5 protein-coding genes are annotated in these 5,923 nt (G+C 68.5%); 3 read left to right on the forward strand and 2 right to left on the reverse strand.

Annotated elements, in window-relative coordinates:
* Nucleotides 1-191 precede the first annotated feature (191 nt).
* Both AB7O82_RS35480 and clcA read right to left on the reverse strand, forming a co-directional pair.
* The gene (locus AB7O82_RS35480) at nucleotides 192-1,442 is read right to left on the reverse strand and encodes an MFS transporter (RefSeq protein ID WP_428541086.1); all 1,251 of its coding nucleotides are present in this window, start codon (nucleotides 1,440-1,442) and stop codon (nucleotides 192-194) included.
* A 19-nt stretch (nucleotides 1,443-1,461) separates the two neighbouring features.
* Entirely contained in the window at nucleotides 1,462-2,841 is a 1,380-nt protein-coding gene (gene clcA, locus AB7O82_RS35485) for a H(+)/Cl(-) exchange transporter ClcA (protein WP_428541089.1), read from the reverse strand.
* 124 nt (nucleotides 2,842-2,965) lie between these two features.
* On the opposite strand from clcA, the gene AB7O82_RS35490 reads away from it, so the two are divergent.
* The 3 genes from AB7O82_RS35490 to AB7O82_RS35500 are packed head-to-tail and all read left to right on the forward strand — an operon-like array spanning nucleotide 2,966 to nucleotide 5,921.
* Nucleotides 2,966-4,261 carry a tetratricopeptide repeat protein gene (locus AB7O82_RS35490; RefSeq protein ID WP_428541092.1) on the forward strand — a complete coding sequence of 432 codons (1,296 nt, stop codon included), beginning with the start codon at nucleotides 2,966-2,968 and terminating at the stop codon, nucleotides 4,259-4,261.
* 2 nt (nucleotides 4,262-4,263) lie between these two features.
* A complete protein-coding gene (locus AB7O82_RS35495; RefSeq protein ID WP_428621600.1) occupies nucleotides 4,264-5,511 on the forward strand; it encodes an aconitase X in 1,248 nt (415 codons plus the stop codon).
* Nucleotides 5,508-5,921 (forward strand): aconitase X swivel domain-containing protein, encoded by a 414-nt coding sequence (locus AB7O82_RS35500; RefSeq protein WP_428621602.1) that lies wholly within the window; start codon nucleotides 5,508-5,510, stop codon nucleotides 5,919-5,921. The genes AB7O82_RS35495 and AB7O82_RS35500 overlap by 4 nt, the downstream gene beginning before the upstream one ends.
* Nucleotides 5,922-5,923 lie beyond the last annotated feature (2 nt).

Genomic DNA, 5,923 nt, shown 5'->3' on the forward strand with positions numbered 1-5,923 from the left:
TGCCTCCGCCGAAGCAAAGCCGCTTCGGCTGCGCGCAGTCAGGCGGAGGGGTCGTGGCTCATGCGGACCGCGGGCGTCCCGCCCGCTCATGATCATGATGTTGAGCGGGCGGGACGCCCGCGGTCCAGAAGGCCATGACCCCTCCGTCGCCGAAGACGGCGACACCTCCCCAGCGAAGCCGGGGAAGAGGATTAGGCCAGCGGCCTGCGATACGTCTCCTGGTACGTCAGCAGCGCCAGAAATGAGACCGCGGCGGCGGCCATGATCATGAAGCCCGGGCTGTAGTTGTTGCCCGTGCGCTCGACCAGCCAGGTGGCGACCAGGGGGCTGAGGCCGCCGATCAGCCCAAGCGTCATATTGTAGCCCAAGGCAATCGCCGTGCAGCGCACCCTTGCCGGCACGGCTTCGACCATAACGGTCGGCTGGCAGCCGACGAACGTCCCGACCGACAGCACGAAGCCCGCTTGCCCGAGCAGAACGACAGCCGGGTTGGTGCTGTGCATCAGCCAGAACAACGGCCAGGACGCCACAATGGCGAGGATCGTGGCGCCCAGCATCACCGGCCGGCGCCCGACACGATCGCTCACCCAGCCCATCGCCACCATCAGCGGCAACAGGAGAGCCATGCTGATGGTGTTGATGCCGAGCGCCCGCGCCGGCGGAACGCCGTCGACCAGCTGCAGCCAGCTCACGATGTAGACGAACATCAGGTAGAAGCCGACGGAGTTGAACACCGACAGGGCGGCAAGCCGCAGCAACAATGGCGCGTGGTCGCGAAAGGTCTCGGCCAGCGGCGAGCGCTTGCGCTCCTTCCTGGACACTTCCTCGTGAATACCGCGGCGCAGGGCGAGCCCTGCCAGTCCGACCACCAGCCCCAACAGGAAGGGGATGCGCCAACCCCACGATTCGAGAGCTTCCGCCGACATGAGCGATGCCAGCAGTGCCCCCGTTGCCGAGCCCGCAAGAATGCCGCCCACCGCGCCGCAGCCCGCCGTGGCGCCGATCAGGCCGCGCCGCTCGGCCGGCGCATGCTCGACCATGAAGACGATGGAGGTGGTGTACTCGCCGCCCACCGACAGGCCCTGGATCATGCGCAGCACCGTCAGTAGGATCGGCGCGGCGACGCCGAGCGTGTCGTAGCCCGGCAGGACACCGACCAGAAAAGTCGGGATGGCCATCGCCGCGACCGAGAAGGTGAGCGCAGCGCGGCGCCCGAAGCGGTCGCCGATGTGGCCCATCAGGGCGCCGCCGACCGGCCGCATGAAGAAGCCGACTGCGAAGATGCCGAAGGCCGCCAGCACCTGCGCCACGGCGTCCTGACTTGGGAAAAAGACCCGCCCGATCGCAGCGGCAAAATAGCCGTAGACCGCGAAATCGTACCATTCGAGCACGTTGCCGATGGCGCCGGCCGCGATGACCCTGCCTGTGCTGCTGCCGGCCACTGCTTCCTCCGATTCTCTCTCAGCGCCCGTGATTGTCGATGCCAACGGGCGAGGACGCTATCGGCGGGCACGCACGCGGCTCCTGGCCGGCCATTCTGAGCGCGCGCTCCAGCAGCACCTCGTAGATCGGCCGCCCCTTCAGCTCCTCCGCGACCACGTGCGCCGTCACGCAGGTGATGATCGTCGGCAGGATCAGCTCATAGCCGCCGGTCAGCTCGACCACCAGCACGACGCCGACCAGCGGAGCGCGAATGGTTGCCGAGAACAGGCCGCCCATCGCGGCAACGGCGAACGCCGCCGCCATCATCGGCGGCACGGGAAGCGACGTCGCCGTCAGCAGGGCCTCGACGATCGCGGCGGTCACCAGGCCAACCATCGTGGCGAGCGCCAGCAGGGGCGAGAAGATGCCGGCCGGCACGCCCACCGGATAGCTCGCCATGGTGCCGACGAACCGCACCAGGGCGATCAGCACCAGGCCGAGAAACGGCACGCTGCTGATGACCATTTGCGGGATCAGGGTCTCGCCCCCCCGCACAGCGAGCGGCAGCACGATGGTGAGCGCACCGACGGCGGCGCCGACGATCACGGGATAGAGCCAGGGCCAGCGCCTGAACGTTACCGCCCGCCAGTCGAGAGCGAGCACCAGGGTCCGATTGAACACGACGCCGAGCACGCCGAGCCCGGCCCCCAGCAACATGAAGACCGGCAGCAGGAGGAGCGGCATGGCCTGGGTATCCAGGCGCAGCTGCGGCGCCGTGCCGCCGACCAGCTCCATGCCGAACGCGCTCGCTGCCGAGGCGACGATGACCGCGACGTAAGAGCGGAAGGTGTATCGGAACTGCTTTCTGGTCTCCTCGACCACGAACAGGATGGCGGCGAGCGGCGCATTGAAGGCGGCGGCCAGACCGGCGGCGGCACCGGCGGCCAGCATCGTGTGCAAGTCGAGGCGCATGAAGCGCAACCGCTCGGCCAGGAAGGCGGCAATGGACGCGCCCATATGGATGGTCGGGCCCTCGCGCCCGCCGACGAGGCCGGCCGACAGGCCGAGCACTCCGCCGATGAACTTGACGGGAAGAATCCGCCGCCAGCGAATTTCATGGACCCCTTCCAGTGCGCCTTCCACTTGCGGCACGCCGCTGCCGGCGGCTTCAGGGGCAATGCGATCTGTGAGAACGAAGGCCAGGGTCACGGCAACGGCGGCGATGATCGCCGCGACGACGATTGTCCACGCCGGCGAGCCGATCCAGCCCATCAGCCAGTCCGGCCAGCCCATGAGCGCATCGACGCACAGATGGAAGGCTGCGCCGACGATGCCCGTCACGAAGCCGCACAGTCCGGCGATCGTATAGAAGAGGCCGTCGAAGATCGCCGGGTGTCTCGGTCGATCTTCTGCGCTCAAGGAATGACTCCTGTTCTGGTCGGCCTCGTGCTGGCGTAGCATTGGGACGACTGGGAGACAATGGCCGGTTCCGCCGGCCCCCAAGGAAGACAGAGAGCGAGACCAAAGAGGGAGACCGAGCGGCATGTTGATCGATCGTTATGGCTTGTCCGTCAGCACCAGTTCCAAAGCGGCGCGCGACGCCTATGTCGCCGGTTGCGACGGCGTGCTGACTGCCTGGCACGGAGATGCCGAGCACCTCTCGCGGGCCGTCGCTGCCGATCCCGGGTTCGCCGTGGCGCATGCGGCGCTGGCGCGCGCCCGCTTCCTGCAGGCCGATGTCGCCGGCGCCCGCGAGGCGGCGGCGCGCGCCCGCGAGCTGGCTCCCGGCGCCACGCCACGCGAGCAGGGCCACATCGATTCGCTGTGCCTCGCCATCGAGGGCAAGCCCGTCGAATCGCTGGCCGCGACCCGGGCGCACCTCGCCCAATTTCCGCGTGATGCCATGGTGGCAGCGCCGGCAACCGGCGTGTTCGGCCTGATCGGCTTCAGTGGCCGCCAGGGCCGCGAGCCCGAACAGGTCGAGTTCCTGGAGGCGCTGCGCCCCCACCTCGCCGACGATTGGTGGTTCCAGGCCGTCTATGCTTTCGCTCTCGAGGAAGTCGGCCGTCTCGACGAGGCGGTCGACCTGATCGAGCGCAGCATGGCCGCGTATCCGCGCAACGCCCACGGCGCGCACATCAAGGCCCACGTGCTCTACGAGATGGGTGAGGACAAACGGGCTCTGGATTATCTGGAAAGCTGGCTGCCGGACTATCCGCGCCAGGGCCTGATGCATTGCCACATCTCCTGGCACATCGCGCTGTTCGCCCTGATCCTGGGCGATCCTGAACGCGCCTGGCAGGTCTACGAGGCGCAGGTCCACCCCGGAGGGGCCTGGGGGCCGGCACTCAATGTCGCCACCGACGCGCCGGCCTTCCTGTGGCGCGCCGAGCTGGCGGGCCATCCGCGCAAGGCGCTGTTTTGGGACGAGGTGCGCGACTATGCACTGAAATCGTTCCCCAAGGCCGGCATCGCCTTCGTCGACGTCCACCGCGCGCTGGCCTGTGTCGCCGCGGGCGACCAGGACGGCATCGCCACCATCGTCGGCGAGCTGCAGCAGCGAGCCGCGACCGGTCGCTCGCCGGCCGGCGACGTGGTGCCCCGCCTCGCGGTCGGCCTCGCCGCCTACGGACGTGGCGACTGGCCTGCCGCCATCTCGATACTCGAGCCGGCACTGGCCGAGACCGTCCGCATCGGCGGCAGCCGCGCGCAGCGCGACCTCATCCAGAACACCCTGCTGGCCGCCTATCTCAAGGCAGGCCGGGTCGACCAGGCCAAGACGCTGGTCGCAAGCCACACCGACCGCCGGCCCTCGGTTCCCGTCGCCGGCTTGGTCTGACGATGCGGCTTACCGACGAGGAGCAGGCGATGCGCGCGGGCGAGCTCGGCCCGATGCGGCAATGGGCGATCGAGCATCAGATCAAGGTCGGCCGGTATTTCGGTGCGCGCGATTTCGTCCCGGTATCCCAGGCGCACATCATGGCCGACACCGAATCGCTCGGCGCTGCCGGAGTCGAATGGCTCGAGAGCTGGGCCCGCCTGCCGCCCAGGGACCGCACCGTACGAGTGCCCACCATCACCGATCCGCGCGGCACCGACTTCAGCGCCACGGTCCGGCTGAAGCACGAACCCTGGATGCTCGATCTCGAGCGCCGCACGATCGACGCGTTCCGCGCGCTCGGCGTGCTGATGACCGACACCTGCATCAACTACCAGACGATCATGGCGCCGCTGCTGGGCGAGCATGCCGCGTTCGGCGACACCGGGGTGACTATCTATTCCAACAGCGTATGCGGGGCGCGCTCGAACTTCGAGGGTGGACCGTCGGCGCTGAGCGCCGGCATAACGGGCCGGACCCCGCGCTACGGCTTTCACCTCGACGAGCAGCGCCGCGCCACGCTCGAGGTGCACGTATCCGTGACGCCGCGCAGCCTCGACGAATGGGGCGCCCTGGGCGGCATCGTCGGCCGGCTGTCCGGCGACTACTGGCAGGTGCCGGCGATCGTCGGCATCGACCGCATCCCGACCTCCGACGAGATGAAGCACTTCGGCGCCGCGCTGGCGAGCTACGGTTCGGTCGCCCTCTTCCACATGGTCGGCATCACGCCGGAGGCTGCGCGAAACCGGGACGTGATCCCCGCCTCCGCCAACCTGCAGCGCCACAGGGTCGGGCCGAGCGACATCACCGACTTCCAGGCGCGCTACGCCAGGAACATCGAGGCCGTCGACATCGTCGTGTTCTCGGCGCCGCAACTCAGCCTGGTCGAGATGCGACAGGTCGCGAACCTGCTCGAGGGCCGTCGCGTCACGATCCCCCTGCTCGCCATCACCAGCCCGCAGGTCAAGCCGGACGCCGACCGCATGGGCCTGACGGCGCGAATAGAAGCAGCCGGCGGCGGCGTGCTGGCCGGCATGTGCTTCTACCAAAGCTATGCCCGCGAGATGGCCGAGGCCAACGGCTGGCAGCGCCTAGCGACCAACTCGGCCAAGCTGGTGAACATCCTCGGTGGCTACGGCTACCAGCCGGCACTGATGTCGATGGAGACCTGCATCGACCTCGCCTGCCGCGGCGGCAGGATCGCGCCATGACCGGCAGGATCTTCCACGCCTCGTCCGGCATCGGCCGCAAGGTTCAGGCCGAGGCCCTCGTCTCCAGCGACGGCTTCTCCGCGCGCTACGATCTCGATCGGATAAAGGGCATCTTCTCGCGCCCCGATCATCGCCTGGCCGGGCTGAGCTATGTCGGGCGCGTGCTGGTGCTCGACGCCGCCAAGGGCGGCGTTGCCACGGCATGGATGCTGTACGAGATGAAGGCACGCTGCATCGTCCCGGCTGCCCTGGTGCTGAACAGGGTCAATCCGATCATGGTCCAGGGTGCCGCACTCGCCGATTTCACCATGATCTCGGGCTTCGAGCTCGACATCACCAAAGCCATCCCGAGCGGCGCGCTGGTCGAGGTCGACCCGACGGCGGATCGGCCGTTCATCCGCCTGGTATGATC

It is taken from the genome of Reyranella sp., assembly GCF_050185545.1.
Classification (GTDB): domain Bacteria; phylum Pseudomonadota; class Alphaproteobacteria; order Reyranellales; family Reyranellaceae; genus Reyranella.